Origin of the sequence: Cognatishimia sp. MH4019, from assembly GCF_020177595.1 — a bacterium.
Classification (GTDB): Bacteria; Pseudomonadota; Alphaproteobacteria; order Rhodobacterales; family Rhodobacteraceae; genus JAHTBL01.
On sequence record NZ_JAHTBL010000010.1, the window covers coordinates 1 to 17,850 of the forward strand.

Annotated in this window: 18 protein-coding genes and 1 tRNA gene; 15 read left to right on the top strand and 4 right to left on the bottom strand. The window is 58.2% G+C overall.

The window, feature by feature from the left end; all coding sequences use genetic code 11:
- Positions 1-355 precede the first annotated feature (355 nt).
- The 4 genes from KUW67_RS15345 to KUW67_RS15360 form a co-directional block, all read right to left on the bottom strand.
- Positions 356-432: transfer RNA gene (locus KUW67_RS15345), tRNA-Arg, on the bottom strand.
- A gap of 51 nt (positions 433-483) precedes the next feature.
- Positions 484-1,884 (bottom strand): HAMP domain-containing sensor histidine kinase, encoded by a 1,401-nt coding sequence (locus KUW67_RS15350; protein ID WP_224826214.1) that lies wholly within the window; start codon positions 1,882-1,884, stop codon positions 484-486.
- A gap of 22 nt (positions 1,885-1,906) precedes the next feature.
- Entirely contained in the window at positions 1,907-3,322 is a 1,416-nt protein-coding gene (locus tag KUW67_RS15355) for an NAD(P)/FAD-dependent oxidoreductase (protein WP_224826215.1), read from the bottom strand.
- A gap of 3 nt (positions 3,323-3,325) precedes the next feature.
- Positions 3,326-4,063 carry a TVP38/TMEM64 family protein gene (locus KUW67_RS15360; RefSeq protein ID WP_224826216.1) on the bottom strand — a complete coding sequence of 246 codons (738 nt, stop codon included), beginning with the start codon at positions 4,061-4,063 and terminating at the stop codon, positions 3,326-3,328.
- Positions 4,064-4,370: 307 nt separating this feature from the next.
- Between KUW67_RS15360 and rpmH the strand changes: the two genes are divergently transcribed.
- The 15 genes from rpmH to KUW67_RS15435 all read left to right on the top strand — a co-directional run bounded on the left by rpmH (position 4,371) and on the right by KUW67_RS15435 (position 17,841).
- On the top strand, positions 4,371-4,505 hold the full coding sequence (rpmH, locus tag KUW67_RS15365; RefSeq protein ID WP_159806877.1) for a 50S ribosomal protein L34: 135 nt from the start codon (positions 4,371-4,373) through the stop codon (positions 4,503-4,505).
- A gap of 15 nt (positions 4,506-4,520) precedes the next feature.
- Positions 4,521-4,922, top strand: a complete 402-nt coding sequence (gene rnpA, locus KUW67_RS15370; RefSeq protein ID WP_224826217.1) for a ribonuclease P protein component — start codon at positions 4,521-4,523, stop codon at positions 4,920-4,922.
- Positions 4,919-5,149 carry a membrane protein insertion efficiency factor YidD gene (yidD, locus tag KUW67_RS15375; protein WP_224826218.1) on the top strand — a complete coding sequence of 77 codons (231 nt, stop codon included), beginning with the start codon at positions 4,919-4,921 and terminating at the stop codon, positions 5,147-5,149. The genes rnpA and yidD overlap by 4 nt, the downstream gene beginning before the upstream one ends.
- Before the next feature lie 33 nt (positions 5,150-5,182).
- Positions 5,183-6,052 carry a tRNA 2-thiocytidine(32) synthetase TtcA gene (gene ttcA / locus KUW67_RS15380; RefSeq protein ID WP_224826219.1) on the top strand — a complete coding sequence of 290 codons (870 nt, stop codon included), beginning with the start codon at positions 5,183-5,185 and terminating at the stop codon, positions 6,050-6,052.
- A gap of 135 nt (positions 6,053-6,187) precedes the next feature.
- Positions 6,188-7,651 (top strand): bifunctional diguanylate cyclase/phosphodiesterase, encoded by a 1,464-nt coding sequence (locus KUW67_RS15385; protein WP_224826220.1) that lies wholly within the window; start codon positions 6,188-6,190, stop codon positions 7,649-7,651.
- Between the two features lie 128 nt (positions 7,652-7,779).
- A complete protein-coding gene (yidC, locus tag KUW67_RS15390; RefSeq protein WP_224826221.1) occupies positions 7,780-9,606 on the top strand; it encodes a membrane protein insertase YidC in 1,827 nt (608 codons plus the stop codon).
- Positions 9,603-10,349, top strand: a complete 747-nt coding sequence (locus KUW67_RS15395; protein WP_370635020.1) for an MOSC domain-containing protein — start codon at positions 9,603-9,605, stop codon at positions 10,347-10,349. The genes yidC and KUW67_RS15395 overlap by 4 nt, the downstream gene beginning before the upstream one ends.
- A complete protein-coding gene (gene yihA, locus KUW67_RS15400) occupies positions 10,349-10,999 on the top strand; it encodes a ribosome biogenesis GTP-binding protein YihA/YsxC (protein WP_224826223.1) in 651 nt (216 codons plus the stop codon). The genes KUW67_RS15395 and yihA overlap by 1 nt, the downstream gene beginning before the upstream one ends.
- A 125-nt stretch (positions 11,000-11,124) precedes the next feature.
- Positions 11,125-12,201 carry a hypothetical protein gene (locus KUW67_RS15405; RefSeq protein ID WP_224826224.1) on the top strand — a complete coding sequence of 359 codons (1,077 nt, stop codon included), beginning with the start codon at positions 11,125-11,127 and terminating at the stop codon, positions 12,199-12,201.
- A gap of 6 nt (positions 12,202-12,207) precedes the next feature.
- The gene (locus tag KUW67_RS15410; protein ID WP_224826225.1) at positions 12,208-13,326 is read left to right on the top strand and encodes a hypothetical protein; all 1,119 of its coding nucleotides are present in this window, start codon (positions 12,208-12,210) and stop codon (positions 13,324-13,326) included.
- A gap of 5 nt (positions 13,327-13,331) precedes the next feature.
- Positions 13,332-15,263: an ATP-binding protein gene (locus KUW67_RS15415; protein ID WP_224826226.1), complete on the top strand. Its 1,932-nt coding sequence runs from the start codon at positions 13,332-13,334 to the stop codon at positions 15,261-15,263.
- Between the two features lie 8 nt (positions 15,264-15,271).
- Positions 15,272-15,592 (top strand): hypothetical protein, encoded by a 321-nt coding sequence (locus KUW67_RS15420; RefSeq protein WP_224826227.1) that lies wholly within the window; start codon positions 15,272-15,274, stop codon positions 15,590-15,592.
- The gene (locus KUW67_RS15425; RefSeq protein ID WP_224826228.1) at positions 15,589-16,920 is read left to right on the top strand and encodes a DUF6638 family protein; all 1,332 of its coding nucleotides are present in this window, start codon (positions 15,589-15,591) and stop codon (positions 16,918-16,920) included. Before KUW67_RS15420 ends, KUW67_RS15425 begins: the two co-directional genes overlap by 4 nt.
- On the top strand, positions 16,921-17,184 hold the full coding sequence (locus KUW67_RS15430; RefSeq protein ID WP_224826229.1) for a hypothetical protein: 264 nt from the start codon (positions 16,921-16,923) through the stop codon (positions 17,182-17,184). It abuts the gene before it with no gap.
- A gap of 9 nt (positions 17,185-17,193) precedes the next feature.
- The gene (locus KUW67_RS15435; RefSeq protein WP_224826230.1) at positions 17,194-17,841 is read left to right on the top strand and encodes a DUF1523 family protein; all 648 of its coding nucleotides are present in this window, start codon (positions 17,194-17,196) and stop codon (positions 17,839-17,841) included.
- Positions 17,842-17,850: the final 9 nt, after the last annotated feature.

Consider the following 17,850-nt stretch of genomic DNA (forward strand, 5'->3'; position numbering starts at 1 on the left):
AAAGCTCAAGCCGATGGACCCAGCCTTTGAGTAAGAGCGCGGTCCTACTTCGGACATCCCAGTAAATTAACGCGATGACGCAAACCAAAGCGTCAGAAAAGAAGAGTTTTTCAACAAAATCGGCTCATGCTGGTCATTCGCCGCGACGATGGAGGCGCAGCCTCCGCCCCCTCCCACATTCGCCACGCCGCAGATTTGCAGGAGCAGGCGGCTTCGCTGTCTGAGCTTCAAATCGCCCCCGATTTTCCAGCTAGGAAACGGGATCAAATGAAACAACCCAAATGTGTCAAGGATGGGGTTCAGGTCAATTTATGACGCAAAGGTCAAAGTCATCTGACGTTCAACAAGAGGGAAGTGGCGCGCTGGGGAGGATTCGAACCCCCGACCCCTTGATTCGTAGTCAAGTACTCTATCCAACTGAGCTACCAGCGCGTGAGGGTGGTCTTTAGATAGGCTCGTCCGTCGATGCAAGCAAGAAATCTGCTATTCTGCGGCGGCATCCAGCGCAATTTCGGATTTGGGCAAGCGGATCGCGAAACAGGTGCCTGTCTCGTCGGTGCGCTCAAGCGTGACAGAGCCGCCATGGCCCTTGATCAGCTCGGCTGCGATGGCAAGGCCGAGGCCGGAGCCACCTTTGCGCGCGCCGCCCTGGAAAGGCGTAAACAGATGTTCTTTGGCTTTGGGTGGCAGGCCGGGGCCGGTGTCTGTAACGGTGATCCACCAGTCTGTGTCATCCTCATGGGCCGAGATTGCGATCTCACCGGGCTTGCCAGTCGCGATGATGGCTTGGCGGGCGTTGCGCACCAGATTGGCGATCACGCGGTAGAGCTGTTCGGAATCGGCGCGGATGGTCAGACCCAGGGGGACGTCCTCGGCGAAGGAGAGGTCATAGTCGCCTGCAGCAAGGCGTTCGGATTCGATGACATCCTCGACAATCGGGGAGAGCGGGATGCGCGTGAGGGCAGGTGCCGGCTCTTCGGCGCGGCCAAAGGCGAGGGTGCTTTCGCACAGCGTCACGGCGCGGGTGATCGAATTCACCAGCTTGGGGGCGAGGCGCTTGACGGTCGGGTCCTCGGAGGTCTCGATCCGGTCGGTGAAAAGCTGGGCACTTGTCAGGATGTTGCGCAAATCATGCGAGACCTTGGCGACGGCTTCGCCCAATTGCGCCAGACGCTCTTTCTGCTTGAGCGCGCTGGTCAGCTGGGTCTGCATCTTTTGCAACGCCTCTTCGGCCTCGCGCAACTCGGTCACGCCCGCGCTGGGGGTGATAATGCGGCGCGCGTCTTCGGGGGCAGAGGCGTAGTTCTGCATATGACCGACCACGCCGCGGATGGGTTTCACAAGGAAGCGGCGGACGGTGAGGAACAGCAGGAGTGCGGTGAAGATGGAGATGACGGCAGACAGGATCAGGATACGGATGCCGTAGTCGATCAGCGCCATGCGCAGGGGTTGCGTTTCCATCGTCACTTCGATGAGCAGGCCCGCCTCGCGCACGGGCTCTCCGATCACGCGGATGACTTCGTTTTCAGGGGTCACGAGACGGCGCATGGCGTCTGCGATCAGCCGGGTCGCCATCGGGTCGCGTAGGTCGACGGACATGGCCACTGGCGAAGGGATGGGCGAGGACAGCACCAACTGGCGGCTTTCATCGCGGCGTAGGACGACGTTGAAGACCTCTGCATTCTTGAGCAGTTCGTATTCCAGATCGTCGGAGATCATGTCCTCGGCCAAAAGCGCCAGAGAGGCGATCTGTGCACGCTCCAGCCGGTCGAGCAGGTAGTCCTCGCGGAAGCGGGCGATGGACGGCACGAAGATCAACACCTCAGCCAGCATCACGAAGACCACTGTGAGGATCAGGAAACGACCTGAAAGGGAATTGAGCATCGTGCTGTCCTACTCGTCCGCGTCAGGGCAGCATGCGTTGCACGAACCCGACGATCTTCTTTACCTTATCACTCTCAAAGAGCCTTGGGCTAAAATAGGCACCCGCAGCGCGTTTGTTAATCTCTGCGATGGTGGGGTAGGGCAGAACGGTGTTGGCAATCGCCGACATCTTGAGGCCATTGGCAATGGCCATAGCCCACATGCCGATGAGTTCCCCCGCCATGGCGCCCGCGATGGAGGCACCAACGGGTTTGCCTTTGACGACCATGACCTTGATCAGGCCGGTGGTTTTGCCCTCGGCAATCGCGCGGTCGTTCTCGTGGTATGGGAAGCGGACCACTTCGAGGTTGATGCCGTGTTCCTTCTTGGCTTGCGCCTCGGTCAGGCCGACTTGGGCCAGTTCCGGGTCCGTGTAGGTGGCCCACGGGATGTGGCTTGTCTTGGCCTTGGCGGGCAGGCCGAACAGGGCCGAGCGGATGACGATCCCCGCGTGATAACCCGCGACATGTGTGAATTGCAGGCCCCCCGCGGCGTCGCCGATTGCGTAAATCTTTTTGTTGCTGGACTTGAGGTCGGCCCCAACCTTCACGCCGGTGCGGTCATACTCGACGCCCGCGGCTTCAAGGTTTAGCTTGTCGATATTCACCTTACGGCCCACGGCCATCAGCAGGTGCGAGCCGGTGTAGCTGCCACCCGAGGTGGTGACGGTGATCTTGCCGTCCTTCTCCGAGACTTCGCTGGCCTGTTCGCCTTCGATAATCTCGATGCCTTCTTCGCGCAGGCGGTCCAGCACGACAGCGGCCATTTCAGGGTCGTCTTTGCCCATGGCCTTCGCTCCTTCGATCACAGTGACCTGCGATCCCAAGCGACGGTGGGCTTGGGCCATTTCCATGCCAATGGGGCCACCGCCGATGACGATCAAATGATCGGGGCGTTCACGCAGATCGAAGAAGTTTTCGTTGGTATAATGCGTGGTCTTGTCGATGCCGGGGATGGGCGGCACGAAGGGGCCTGACCCGGTGGCGATGACAAAGCGGCGGGCCTCGATGATGGTGTCGCCGGCTTTGACTTCGGTGGGCGAGACGAACGCGCCAAACTCGCGGATCACGTTGACGCCGAAGCCTTCGAAGCGCTCTTGGCTGTCGACGGGTTCGATCGTGGCGATCACGTTATGGACGTGGTCTTTGGCTTGCGCATAGTTCACATCGGGGTCCACAGGCGTCACACCAAAGGGGGTCTGGTGGCGCATGGCGTGGGCTTGCTTGCCTGCTGCGATCAGGGCCTTGGAGGGGACGCAACCGTAATTCAGGCAGTCGCCGCCCATCTTGTGGCCTTCCAGCAGGACAACGTCAGCGCCCATCTGGCTGGCACCGGCTGCGACGGACAATCCGCCGGAGCCTGCGCCGATGATGCAGATATCGGTTTTGATACGGGACATGGGTTACAGGCCTTTCTTGCCGCGAATGGCTTTGATCGCGATGGGCAGAGCGGCAAGAACACACAGGCCGATGATCGGGAACAGGATATGGGGTTCAAAGATGATGCCGAGGTTCGGGGTCTCACCACGCTCGAACACTTCGCCAAGGCCAGCGCCGACCGAGGTATAGACGACTGCGCCGGGGATAATCCCGAGGAAGGTCGAGATGGCAAAGCGCGACAGCGGCACACCGACGAGGGCAGGCACAAGGTTTGCCACGAAGAAGGGGACAGCCGGGACGAGGCGGATCAGGAAGAGCATCGACCACTGGTTTTCGTCGATTCCGTCTTTGATCTTCTTCACAGCGCCTTCCGAGCTTTCCATCTTGGCGGCCAGTTTCTCTCCAAGACCCCAGCGGGCAGCGAGGAAGATGGCGATGGCACCGATCGTGGCGCCGGTGACGTTGAAGAGCGCGCCGGGAAAAGTGGCAAACAGAAAACCGCCCGTCAGCGTGGCGATGGTGGCGCCGGGCAGCGAGAAGGCGACGATCACGATATAGGCGGCGATGAAGGCCAGAACGGTGATCAGATAGTTATTGTCGCGGAAGCTAATGAGTGCCTCGCGATTTTCGCGCAATGTCTCGAAGGTCAGGTAATCACGTAGAAAATACGCGCCGAGCACGGCAACGATACCGATGATGATAAGCGGCAGCTTGGAAGCAAGGCCGCCCTTCGCGGGGGGGCTGGAGGCTTGGTCGGTCATGGGTTTGTGGTCCTTGGGGGGCATGAGGAGGGTCCGGGTTTGTGCGTTGGAGTGAACATGCGCTCGGCGCGGGTTTTGCGCTACCGGCCTCACGCCGCATTGATGTTTTGGGGCAGTTGTTACAGGTTTCCCCCTGTTTCGATCACAAACTGAAACATTTGAGGTCAAATGAGCCGCAGGTTTGTTGCAAAAACCGGTCTCAGCCCCTTTGACATATCTATAGACCCCTTCTATACGCAGGGCTTCGAATTCACGGGGTAGCCGAATCCTGACCGCAGGGGCCACCTTCTTAACTGGAGAAAGAGCGATGAAACGCACTTTTCAACCGTCCAATCTGGTCCGCAAGCGTCGCCACGGCTTCCGTGCGCGCATGGCAACCAAAGCTGGCCGCAAAATCCTCAACGCCCGCCGCGCCAAAGGCCGGAAGTCGCTGAGCGCATAAGCGGTCGGGCTGGTGATGTCACCGCCTGAGATAATGAAGACTGACACCGCCGGGGTGGAAACACCCGCGGCGGTTTCCGTTTGTCTGGAGGTTTTGCGCAATCGCGCCGACTTCCTGCTGGCCGCCAAAGCGCGGCGTCAGGGCACCAAGGGGATGATGGTGCAGGGGCGTCGGCGCGGGGGCGAGGGGATCCGCGTCGGCTTCACCTGTTCCAAGAAGGTCGGCAACGCTGTGGCGCGCAATCGCGCCAAGCGGCGGCTGCGCGAAGTGGCGCGACTGGTTTTGCCAGAACATGGGCGCTGTGGTTGGGATTACGTTCTGATTGGCCGGTTCGAGGCGACAGCCTCCCGCGATTTCATCGATCTGCAGAACGATTTGATTTACGCGCTCCGTAAAGTCCATGGAGAGGACCGATGACCCCTCTGGCATGGGTGTTCTCATTGCCCATTCGCGCCTACCGCGCGGTCTTCTCCCCGATTGTGGGGCACAATTGCCGGTATCAGCCGACCTGCAGTGCCTATGCGTTGGAAGCGTTACGAGTGCATGGCGGGCTCAAAGGCGGATGGCTCACACTACGCCGGATCGGGCGGTGTCATCCGTGGGGCGGCATGGGCTATGATCCCGTCCCTGACAAAGACGACTAGGCAGGGCGTGCGCGTCATGGCATATCGCGGCCCATGTTAGATGACGCTGACGATATTCACCCGCTTTTTGCAGGTGCGCCCCGAACCACCGAGTTCAAGAAGCTGCGCAAGCGGATCGTACGCTATGCTCGCGAGGCGATAGAGCAGTATGGCATGATCGAGCGCGATGCGCGCTGGCTTGTATGCCTCTCGGGCGGCAAGGACAGCTATACGCTGCTGGCCGTGCTGCATGAATTAAAATGGCGGGGATTGCTGCCCGTTGATCTTCTGGCTTGCAATCTGGATCAGGGACAGCCGGGGTTCCCGGCGACGGTTCTGCCTGCATTTCTAGAGAAAATGGGCGTGCCGCACCGGATTGAATATCAGGACACCTATTCGATTGTAGTCGACAAGGTGCCTGCCGGGCGGACCTATTGCGCACTGTGTTCGCGGCTGCGGCGGGGTAATCTTTATCGCATCGCGCGGGAGGAAGGGTGTTCGGCCGTGGTGCTGGGACATCACCGCGACGATATTCTTGAGACGTTCTTTATGAACCTCTTTCACGGCGGGCGTCTCGCGACGATGCCGCCCAAACTGGTCAACGAGGAAGGCGATCTGTTTGTCTATCGCCCGCTGGCCCATGTGGCCGAGGCCGATTGCGAGAAATTTGCAACCGCGATGAACTATCCGATCATCCCCTGTGACCTGTGTGGCTCGCAAGATGGTCTGCAGCGTCAGCAGGTCAAAGCGATTCTGGATGGCTGGGAAGCCAACAGCCCCGGACGCCGTCAGGTCATGTTTCGCGCGTTGATGAACGCGCGACCGTCCCATCTGCTGGACCCCAAGCTCTTTGATTTCGCGGGGCTTTCTCGGGATACCGGTGAAATTGAAGATAATTTGAGCGATATTCCCAAGCTGCGTTAACCGCTCACTGACGATCCTTTCCTAGCGTGTGTGCAATAGGCGCTCATGGGTGCGGAAAGGAACAGGATGTCGGATGGTTATGGTGCAGGGCGCGGCACGGCGCAGCGGCTGAAAAGGGCCCTTTCTGGGGTTCATATGTTGGCTTTTGTGCCTGCGTTTACGCTTGCCGCCTTCTGGTTTGGCGGTGAAACGGCCCTTGTTGTGGCTGCGTTGCTTTATCCGCTGGTCTTGATGATCCTGCGCGGGCCGACATCCGCTGCTGAGACGGCATCGCATGATCCCGCAAAAGACAGCTCATCGCGCGCAGGTCTTTTACGCGCTCTGGACAAGATGCTGGCAGATGCCGCGAACAAACAGACAGCTGTTTTTGTGCTGTGTTTCGATGATTTTCGCGCCCTCTCGGACCGCTTGGGTGCAGAGCGTCGCGCAGATCTTTCGCGCCGCATCATGGACCGGTTGGCTGCCACGTTGCGTGCCGACGATATGCTGGTGCCATTGGATGAGGCACGCTGCGCAATCGCGCTAAGCCCGGTACGCGTTTTTGATCTGGAATTGGCGATCCAGTTTGCGGTTCGTTTGCAATCCGCCTTGGAAGAACCGTTTTCGGTAGATGCGGGCTATGTCTATGTCAGCACCTCCATCGGCTTTTGTACCGAGGCGCGCATGCCCCGCCGCAATGCCAAGGAGTTTCTGGATGCCGCTGAGCGCGCGGGCGCGGATGCGGCGCTTCACGGGCCTTCTGCAATCCGCGCATTCACCAGCGATATGCAAGCGGTGCTGCGCGACCATCATGAACTGGCCGATGAGGTTGGGGCTGCGCTTGAAAACGGTCAGATCACAGCGTGGTTTCAACCACAGATTAACACCAGCACCGGGCATGTGTCGGGCTTTGAGGTTTTGGTCCGCTGGCATCACCCTAAGCGCGGGATCATCGCGCCGGGTCTGTTTTTGCCAGCGATTGCGCAGGCTGGCCTTTTGGAGCGGCTGGGCGAAGTGATGCTGTTTCAGGCGCTCACCGCTTTGCAAAGCTGGGATCAGGCCGGCTACACCGTGCCCTCAATCGGCGTGAACTTTTCGCAAGATGAACTGGGCAATCCGAAATTGATCGACAAGATCAAATGGGAACTGGACCGGTTCGAGATTGATCCGCCCCGTCTGAGCGTCGAAATCCTTGAAACGGTTGTCACGCAATCCGATGATGATGTCGTCACCCGCAACATTGCAGCACTGGCGCAGCTGGGATGTGGGATTGATCTGGATGATTTTGGCACAGGTCATGCGTCCATCTCCAGCATCCGCCGATTTGATGTGAGCCGCATCAAGATCGATCGTTCTTTCGTGATGCAGGTGGATCGCGACGAGGCGCAGCAAAAGATGATTGGCGCAATCCTGTCGATGGCGGACCGGCTTGGTCTTGAGACCCTGGCCGAAGGGGTAGAGACCATTGGAGAGCACGCAATGCTTGCGCAATTGGGCTGTGATCACATTCAAGGCTTTGGCCTTGCCCGACCGATGCCTTTTGAAAAGACAGGTCCATGGATGGACAGCCATCTTGAGAAGATCGGCCCGCAGGTGCAGCTCGGACTGCGCCGCGGATAATCGACAAAAGCAAATCAGGTCGATCTCCTGCGCCTTTCCCCCGCAGAACGCCCGAAACCGCTTGACCTTTCAGCGCGTGTTCTGTTGAACCTGCCCAATCTCAAAAGCCGATGGGTAGGCCTTCTTTCATGGACGAAAACAACAAGAACCTCATTCTTGCGACGGCACTAAGCCTAATCGTTCTGCTTGTGTGGATGTATTTCTTTCCGCCGCCTGAGCCGCCTGCCCCAACAGAGGTCGCGCCGACAACAGAAGTTGCGCCAGCAGCCCCGGCAACCGGTGTCGCCTCAACGCCCACTCAGGCCCCGGCGCCCGCGGGAACAGCAGCGCAAACCAATGCCGCTCCGGTGGAAGAGGATGCCCCGCGTGTCGCGATCGAAACGCCCCGTTACAATGGCTCACTTTCGCTGTTGGGTGGCCGGATCGACACGCTTGATCTGATCGACTACCGCGAGACGCTTGAGCCCGAAAGCGATCTGGTGACTTTGCTGTCGCCTGTGGGGTCCGACAATGCGTATTACGCCCTTTATGGGTGGGCCGCCGGCGCGGGTGTGAGCCCTGAAAACGTGCCAGGCCCCAATACGCTTTGGGCAGTCGAAAGTGGCGAAACGCTTGGCCCTGACAGCCCGGTTATGCTGGTTTGGGAAAACGGTTCTGGCCTGACTTTCCGCCGCGAGATCGCTGTCGACAGTGATTACATGTTTACGGTCACGCAGACTGTCACCAACACCGGCGATGCCGCTGCCACGATGGCACCTTACGGCATTATCGCGCGGCATGGCGAACCGCAGGATTTGTCGGGCTTCTTCATCATCCATGAAGGTGTCGTGCGCAAATCCGACGGCGAGCTTCAGGAAATCGACTACAACGATATGCCCGATCTGGAGTACTCCGAACGTCTTGGCGCGCGCGCGGAAATTCAGGAAGTGACTGAAAGCGGCTGGGTCGGGTTCACCGATCATTATTGGATGACAACGCTGATCCCTGCGCCTGGCACACCGTTCCGCTCGATCGCGAAATACGACGCACGGCGCGATATCTACCAAACCGACGCTGTGCTTGCCACGCAAACGGTCGCGCCCGGTGCCACGATCAGCGCCACCACCCAGCTTTTCGCGGGTGCCAAGGAATGGGAGACTATCCGCGCCTATCAGAACGAAGGCGGGATCGAGCGTTTTCTGGATAGTATCGACTGGGGTTGGTTCTTCTTCCTGACCAAACCGATTTTCGCGGTTCTGCATTGGCTGAACGCGCTGATCGGAAACATGGGCTGGGCGATCATCGGGCTGACGCTGATCATCAAGGCGATCCTGCTGCCGCTGGCTTACAAGTCCTACGTCTCGATGGCGAAGATGAAAGAGCTTCAGCCCGAGATGGAGAAGCTCAAAGAGCGCGCGGGCGACGACAAGCAGAAAATGCAGATGGAGATGATGAAGCTCTACAAGGATAATAAGGTAAACCCGGCCTCGGGTTGCCTGCCAATCCTCATGCAGATCCCGATCTTCTTCTCGCTCTACAAGGTGATTTTCGTCACGATCGAATTGCGCCACGCGCCGTGGGTCGGCTGGATTCAGGACCTTTCGGCACCCGATCCCTCGTCGATCCTGAACCTTTTTGGCCTTTTCCCATGGGATACGCCGGACCCCGGATCAATCTTCTTCATCTTCTCCTTGGGCGTGCTGCCGATCATCCTCGGCATTTCGATGTGGCTTCAGCAAAAACTGAATCCCGCGCCCACCGATCCCACACAGGCGATGATTTTTGCGTGGCTGCCTTGGGTCTTCATGTTCATGTTGGGCAGCTTTGCCAGCGGTCTGGTGATCTACTGGATTGCGAACAACCTGATCACGTTCAGCCAGCAATACGCGATTATGCGCTCGCAAGGGTATAAACCGGACGTGTTTGGCAACATCAAATCCGGGTTCAAGAAGACCCCGAAAGACAGCACAGACTGATGGCGGTTTTGGCCCAGATATGGCGACATCCGATCAAGTCGCATGGGGCCGAAGCATTGGAGGCAGTGCAGTTGATCGCAGGGCAAACAATGCCTTGGGATCGCCGCTGGGCCGTTGCGCACGAAGCGGCAAAAGCCGATGCATCGGCTTGGTCGCCTTGCGCCAACTTCTCGCGCGGGGCGAAGGCTCCGGCTTTGATGGCAATTTCGGCGAAGACGGATGAGACCACGGGGCGCATCACCCTGCGCCATCCGGAATTGGGTGAACTGACCATTGACCCCGAGACCGAGGCAGAGGCGCTGATCGCCTGGGCAGGACCGCTTGTGCCGACGGACCGCGCCCAATCCGCACGTGTGGTGCGGGTGCCGGATCGCGGGATGACGGACACAGATTTTCCGTCGATCAGCCTGAATTCGACCAGTTCTTTGCGTGCTCTTAGCCAGAAAGTCGGCGCTGATTTGGACCCGCGCCGATTTCGGGGCAATCTATGGCTCGATGGTCTTGGCCCTTGGGAAGAGTTCGAGTGGATTGGCAAAACCCTGCGCATCGGAGAGGCGGAGCTTCGCGTGATCGAGCGGATCGGTCGCTGCCTTGCGACGACCGCCAATCCGAAAACAGGCGCGCGCGATGCAGACACATTGGGCGCGTTGGAAGACGGCTGGGGGCATACTGATTTCGGCGTTTATGCGGAAGTGACCCAGTCAGGCGTGATCCGGCGCGACGATCCGGTCGAGCTGCTGTGATGCAAATGCCGTTCCCAGTGGTCGACGAACCTGATGAACTGTCCCGCGAGAAGGGCCGCAAGATGTTTGCGGGCGAGACGGAGTTCCTGAAAGGCGTTGTTGCCATGGATGGGCTGCCGCCCGACGACCGGATGGAGGTTTGCTTTGCCGGACGCTCAAACGTTGGAAAATCGACGCTGATCAATGCGTTGACGGGGCGCAAGGGATTAGCGCGGGCCTCAAACACACCGGGGCGCACGCAGGAGATTAACTATTTCACCGTCGGCGACAGCCATTACCTCGTCGATCTGCCGGGATATGGCTTTGCCAATGCGCCGCTTCCTGTGGTTGAGAAATGGCAGCGCTTGCTTAAGAAATATCTCTCTGGTCGCCAAAGCCTGCGGCGCGCTTTCGTCCTGATCGACGCGCGGCACGGTATCAAAAAGGTTGATGAGGAAATTCTGTCACTGCTCGACAGCGCGGCGGTGACCTTTCAATGCGTGTTAACCAAGGTCGACAAGGTCAAGGAAAAGGACCGCGAGAAGGTTCTGACACAGGTGCGCGATGCGCTCTCAAAGCACCCCGCAGCCTTTCCCGAGATTGTTCTGACAAGCTCGGAAAAGGGGGATGGCATTGCAACATTGCGATCCCTTATTGCGAACCTAGTCTGACCACATTTTTCCCGTTAAAGTTTTGGAAAGGGCGCATGTTTTCGCGAAAATATCACGCGGGCGTGATGTAATAGCGTTTAACATTGCCTATATGTAGATGGATATTTCACGGATTAGGAGCACAGATGTCCGATTTTGATGCGCAGATTAAAGAGTCTCAAACCCAAGTTGCAGAGGCGCAAGGTAAGATAGCCGAGATGACAAGCCGGATTGAGGCGGCGCGGGAAAAATTGAAAACGGGCGAAGATATCGCCGTTGATATCGAGAATGCCTCACTTGAGGATGTGCATGCGCATACCGAGTTGATGAACGCCAATATCGCCGAGCTGATCATGGGGCTGGACGATGTGACGGCTGCGTTCTCCAAGGATTTTGACGAGATGCGCACCAAGACAGGCTGGGAAAGCTTCGTTGGTGTGTTTTCGAAGGGCAAATCTGAATCGATGCGGCAGGAGCGGATGCGGACGGCCTCGATTGATGACAAGTTGCAGGACCTGATTTCCAAGTCCGACACGATTGTCGCGCTGTTGGACGGGCAGTTGCATCTGCTGAACGAGCAGAAGGAGAAGGTGAACGATAACCTCGTTCTGACGCTGGACGAGCGTGAGATGACTGTCGGTGATCTGGAAAAGCTGAAGGCCGACATTCAGGGCATGGACCCGAAAATCATCGAGCTTGAAAACAAGATCAGCGTCGAACAGGACGCGGCCGCGCGCACCAAGTTGGAGACCGAGCTGGCCGAGCTGAACACCAAGTATAACGAGATGGTACAGCAGGAACAGGTGCTGATCGCCCGTTCGCAAACGCTGGAGCGGTATATCGAAAAGGGCAAAACCTGGGTCGACTCGCTGCAAAATCAGGCCGCGACGCAGATGGTTTTGATTAACAAGCTCCAAACAGACACCAAGCAGCGTGTCGTTCTTTATGACGCCCTGTCGAAATCCTTAAAGACCGCGCAGCAGCAGGATGTTGCTCACCAGATCAACGAGATTGGTGTGCAGACCGATCAGGAAGCGCAATCCGCAATGGCTGCGATTGGATCGGCCACGAACGCGCGCATGGCCGAGATGATGGAAAAGCACGAGGATCATATGGTCTTCGCCCGCGAGGTTTTGGAGCAGAAAGCCAAAGCTGACGAGCGGTTCATGCGGCGGTTTGAGAAGATCGTCGAGAAGCACGACAAGAACGCGTATGGGGCCTAATCGGGCGTGACGAACCCTTCTGACGACCATTCCAAGCTGTATGACACGCGGGTTGCGCGGCGCTATTTCGACAAGTTCGACAAGATCACTGGGCATCTGGGTCGGGTCGCTGCGTCATTGCAGGTCGAAGGGGCGCTTTCCAAGACCGATGTGCAGGTGCTGGGTCGGTATCTGGCCGGGCTGACCTTCACGTTCCGGGCGCTCAGTCACAAATATCTTTTTTCAGGGCGCATGCCGCGGGCAGGGCAATTGTCCTTTGATCGCGAAGACAGCGGGTTTCCAGTCTTTGCCGAGTTGATGGAAATGGCCAACGACGCCCAGCAGGCCGAACGGCACTTGCGCAACATGCCATCCGTCGAGGCGATGAAGGACGACATGGTCCGCAAGATCATCGGCGATCTGCAGATCCCGACAAAGCTTCAATACGCGCTCAGCCAACGGCTTTATTATGAGGAATTGCTGAAGGGTGAATTGTTCTGGGCCCGCAACGATCCCGAAGCGCTCTGGCAGGGCAATATCGAAGACGGGCATCGCCGGTTCCTGATCCATTGGGCGGTCTATGACAGCCAGATCAACCTGCCGACTGTCTATCTGATGGAGGTCGAGGACACTGGAAAGGTCGCCCTGCCGAAGGACCAACGGCGTTGGCCGGAAGCGCAGGCGCATCTGATGGCGCAGGCCTTGGGTGGTCTGAAACTGCTGACAATTGCGCGCGGGTTTGACGAGGATTTCGACGATCTGCACCCCAAGCGGCTGCGTAGGCTGCATCTGGGGCCGATGTATAGTCATGCGTTCACGAGGCAATCGGGGCCTCTGCGCGAGGTGCTTGAGACAGCGCGTGCCCCCGAGGGTGAAGATTGGGCGCTGGTCTGGACGTTGGAAGAGCTGGAAAGCGAGCGTGTAGAGCGTGAGAAAAAGGGTTGGTTCGGGTCCGTGCAACGCGAGATTTTCGCGCTGGACCCGATGGCGGCGCAGGGGGCCGATACAGGCGCGACGCGAACAGATCGCGCGCTGATCCTGCCGCAGCGGCCCTATCAGGCATTGGAAGAGATGCAGCCGCCGGGATTTCGCGGCGTGCGCAAATTCGTGGTCAGCAAACAGGGCCGCGTGTTGAGTTACAGGTGAGATAGATGAGCAAAACCTCAGATCAGATGGAACTACGCGAAAGCGATATTGTCAGCCACTATGCGGCCGCTTTGGGCATGTTGGACGGCTTCGATCATGCGCCGCGCATTGGCGAAGCTGCGATTGAGGCAGCACCCGAACGGTCCTCGGGCGTGGGCACACGGCGGCGGTTTCGCACGACAACACCGGGGCTTGTGACAAAGCGGACGGCGGTGAAAGAGGGCGTTCAGATTATCGAACGGATCGAGGCTGTGGGCGACGGTGCGCTGGTCACGCCAGTGCAAGCGTCGGTCATGAATGCGCTGCGCCGCGCGCTGGCGATTGCGCTGGCCGTGGGCGATCAGTTCGCCGAAGCGACCGGATTGGCAGATCTGAAACGGGCCAACCTCGAAGGCGCATTGGCGGGTGCGAAGAAGACGGATTTCGCGGAATTGCTGAGCGCCGAGGCGCTGGCGGTGTCCTATGTGTTTGGCAATGCGACGGCATATTTGCTGGCCTCGCAAGCGACCGAAGTGACAGTCGAGGTAGGCGAGGTCGAAGAGATTTTGACCGACAACGCGCAGCTGGCGTTGCACGGCGCACTTTGGGAGTTGGATCAGGACATTGCGCGGCTAGCGTCCGATGACGCGCATCTGGTCGCCACGGTTTTGGCGTTCTGCGAAGCGCTGATGGAGAAGGTCGCGTTGCGGGCGGGCAACCATGGGCGGTTGGCCTCGTTTGAGGCGACGACGTGGAAGGTCGAAGCCGATGGCTTGGTGATTGACGGCTTCACGCCCGCGCATCGGGCGAAATCCAGCACGCTGACGATGACCTTTAAGAAGCCGAATGAGGTCGTTGGCAACCACATCGCCAAGTATCAGGCGATGAAGCTGGCCAAGATGCTGATGGCCTATGATTTCGAGCGTAAGCTGAACCCGTTTGCAGAGCTTGGCGGATTTATCTTCACCTTCATGGGGGATGGCAAACCGGGCACCGGCAAGACGACGCTGATCCAGATGATGGCGGGCCTGATTAACGACTATTGCCAGGACGCAGGCTATGCGTTCCGCTATCAGAACCTGAGCACGGACAATATCGACAGCTATCAGGGCAAGTCAGGCCAGAACGCAAAAGCGTTTATCAACAATGTGTTGGACCCGAATGTGATTGGCTTCGGCACGATTGACGACATTGACCAACTGGCCGGCAAGCGCGGTGATCGGCAATCCAGCGCGGGCCAGCTGGAGATTACCGCGGTGCTGATGGAGAGCTTTGCCGGCGCCAATACGGTTGTGCGCGGGAATTGTACGTTTGGCATGTTCTCAAACTATCCGGAGAACGTGGATGACGCGCTGCGCCAACGGGCCGGCGCACGGTTTCTGGTCGACGGGCCTCAGACGCGGGAGGATTATATCGACATCCTCTATCTGCTGATGGGCAAGAACCACGACATCCCGCTGGGCGATCACGAGGTTCATGCCGCGCAAGAAATCAAGAAAGCGGTTGCTGCGAGTTTCGAGAGCCATTCAAAGCCCCATGAGGAGGGCTTGGTGCGGGTGTTCGAGCGGGTCGAAAAAGACATTGGCGGGCTGGATACGATTGCCAAATTGGGCACCTATCTGAAGGGTATTCAGGAAGCGGACGAGCGGTTCACGGGTCGTGCGATCAAGAACATCACCGATGCGGTGAAGGTCCGCGCGATGGATTTTGAGCTGCCCGATGAATGGATGGAGCAGCCCGAGCTGTTCATGTTCAAGGATTACGATACCAAGAAGGCGATGATTGAAGAGCTGCGCCAGCCGATCACCATCGAGATGGTCATTCAGGAAATCAACCGCTACGCGGATAGCGAATTCCGCTATGCGGACAAGTCCGACGAGGTGGCGATTGAAAATGCCATCCGTGAGATGGGCCGGATGGAGGAAGCCAAGCGCCGTTATCTGGAGAGCAAATCTTGATAAGCGGCGTGGCCCTCCCCCTGATCGTGTTTTCGATCCTTGCCCTTTTGCTGCCGCGGATGGTGTTGCCTGTGATGCCGGAGACACCGCTTGGTTTGGTCGCGAATGGGCTGATCGTTTACGGGATCGTTTTAGTGGTTGCAGCGCTTTACTTCTATTGGAGCTACACCCAGCAGGACACGCGCGTCGCTGACCTGTTGGGCGTGGAACCCGCGCAATCGGTCGTACATTTCGCGCGGCTGGGCGTGATGTCGTCGGTTGTCTGGGCACCGATCATGGTGCTGCGGATCGCAGGGCTGCATCGGCACTGGAAGGAGAACACGTGGTGAAGCGGCTCATTTCGAAAGGGCTGATGTTTGGCAATCTGATCCACATCGAAAGCCCCGCTTTGGTCGAACGGTATCGTCGTGCGTTGCAGCATCTGACGGGCAAGACGACCGCGTTGGACGACTTCCACGTCGATCTGTCGGGCTATTCGCCCGAGATCGGGGCAGAGTTGGGGGATGAGTATTACCTCAACCACGCAGGGGTGAACCGGCAGTTCATCTTGCTGACGACTGAGCAGAAGACGGCGCCGTTGCTCAACGCGATGTTCTCGACCTCGCGCAGTATTTTGCGGGATTGGATCGAGGCGAATGAGGCGCAGTTGTTTGCATTGACAGCGCGCGATGCCGTCGCGGGGGAGCTTGTGAACTCGGTCTATGATGTGTCCGAACCGAAGCGGCTGCTGGATATCCGCCAGATCACGGTGGAGGCTGACACGACCGATGGAACGGTTGCGAATGCCGCCGATCTGGGCCGCAAGATCAACATGTTCAAGCAAGAGCCGGACGCGTGGTTTGACGATGTGTTGATTGCGGAAATGATTGATCTGGCAAAGAAAACCGGGGATGTAATCCGCAACCCGGTGAAGCTGAAGACCACAAAATTCACCCAGAAGAACTTTTGGACGGCGCATTTCGGCGGCTGCTATGTGTTTCAGGATGTAGAGCATCCTGCGGCGATTGTGCCTGAGGGTGTGGACCTGCCGATGGAGTTTACGTTCCGCCTGAGCCAGCGCAACAAGATTGCCTATTTTTTGCAACTCAATGAGCTGGTCGAACCGATTGCGCAGGCCCGTGGTATTGATGCAGCCGCGGTGCTGAAACAGAAGATGGATTTCATCGTTGTGGCCCATGCCGCGCAGATGGGTGAGGACCTGAAAGGGGCGACCCGGCGTGATTTGCGAGCTTTGGCGCGGGCGCATGCGGGTGAATTGCCCGAGGCATTTGAAGGCTTGGCGGCACTTGCGCGCTGGGCAGAAAGTGGTGGGCCTTGGCCAAAGATCATCGCCGATCATCCGGCGTATTTCTACACCTTGCGCGCCAAGCCGCATCATGATGCGGATCTGGTGAACCGGCTTTTGGCGCAACTGGCACCGCTTGATATCCGGCAGCTTTTCATCTGCCACAAAGAACTTTTCTACGAGACGTATCGCGGCTGGACGGATGCCAAAAAGGACTACGTTGCAGACTTTCTTGCGCGTGAATATCTGGCAGACAAAGATGCAGCACGCGATGCCTTGTTTGGCCATGATGCGCCGATGGAAGAGCCGCAGATGACAAAAGAAGACATTATTGATCTGGTCGGCCCATGGGGCGCGGTGAGGAGGGGTTAGATGGTTATTATCCGCCTGTTTGGCATGTTATTCATCTTCTTGACGGTGGTGTATATCTGCCTGTCGCTTTACTCGCGCGCTGTGCGCAAGGACAAGCTGGAGGAAGAGTGGTTCCAGGAGGGCCAGCCCGGCGAGAAGGATGCGTTCATCAAGGCGGGCCTGAAAGAGTATAACGACTCGCTTCGCAAGAAGCTGTTATTAGGGGTCTATGTGATCCCGTTTTCGCTGATCGCGATTATCATCTACGTTCAAAATTGGATGTGAGGAGCCAGAATGCGCTTTATCAAATATGGATTTTGGCTGACCTTCTGGACGGTTTTGCTGGGCTTTTTGCACTACACGCTGCCGCAAAAAGATATCGTTCGGATCACCGGCACCGAGATTATTCGCGCCGATTTCTCAGGCGCGAACCGGATCTTTTATGCCCAAGGCGATCACGGCAATGATGCCACTGTCGTTAATCGAGACCTGCGCTTGATTAATACCGTGCGCTCCGGCGGCCGCGAGATGGTCTACCGAAATGAGGATACCGGCTTTGGCTGGCCGCCTTACTTCAAGCTCGATAGCGCGAACCTGCAAGCGCAGGCGCAGGATGCCCAATCGACGCGTCAAGCGCCGGAATGGTATGCGCTGACCCATTATGGCTGGCGCAGCGAGTTTTTGACGATCTATCCCAACGGTATTTCGTTGCGGCCTGTTGAGGGACCAGACGTGAGGTTGATCCCATGGTTCAACATTATCTTCCTCACCATTCTTGCGGCGTTTTTCTGGGCGATCTGGGTGCGTTGGCGGCGGTTCCGTCAGGCGCGTATTGATCCGGTGCTTGAGGATGCCGAAGAGGCCTGGGATCGCGCAGATGCGCGCGTGGACGAGACGCGTGGCAAATTTCGGCGCTGGCTAGACAGCTTTCGGTCGCGGTAGAGGAGTTGC